Consider the following 675-nt stretch of genomic DNA (forward strand, 5'->3'; position numbering starts at 1 on the left):
GTATATATGGCGGACAAGCGGTTATAGAAGGCGTTATGTTTGCTGGCAAACATGTTAACGTAACTGCGGTCCGACGAAAAAATGATGAAATCGTATTTTATGAGGTGCCTCGCACGACTCAGACCTGGGTCCAGCGTTTGAAGAAAATACCGCTCGTTCGCGGTGTTGTAGGTATTGTTGAATCGAGCGCAAAAGGATCTCAGCATTTAAACTTTTCAATGGAAGCTTATGCTGAAGATGAATCTGCCGAGGAAACCGATTCGACAAAAGATTCTAAACAGGCTGCAAAAGAAGAGAAGAAGTCCGGAGGCTTTAGTCTCAGTATGATCGTTGGCGTTGCAGTTGCCGGCGTGCTGTCTTTTATTTTCGGAAAGCTAATATTTACAGCCGTTCCGGCCGCTTTGGAAGAAATACTGTTTTCAGGGGTATTTGAGAACAAGGTCGGTCATAACCTTTTAGAAGGACTTATTAAAATCATTTTACTGCTTACTTATTTGTATTTTATGTCGATGACGCCGATTATTAAGCGGCTGTTTCAATATCATGGCGCAGAACACAAAGTAATTAGCGCTTATGAAGCAGGAGCAGAACTAACAGTCAAAAATGTACAGCAATACAGCAGACTTCACCCCTACAATAACTGTGAAAATAATAAAGCTGGAACCACAGCGGTAG

Annotated in this window: 1 protein-coding gene; it reads left to right on the forward strand. The window is 42.2% G+C overall.

The genetic code is table 11. The annotated features are described in order from the left end of the window. Positions 1–2 precede the first annotated feature (2 nt). On the forward strand, positions 3–675 hold a 673-nt coding region (locus tag AC1DWN_RS34835), incomplete at its 3' end, for a DUF1385 domain-containing protein (protein WP_477563362.1).

Source organism: Paenibacillus sp. P4_A7 (assembly GCF_056402455.1).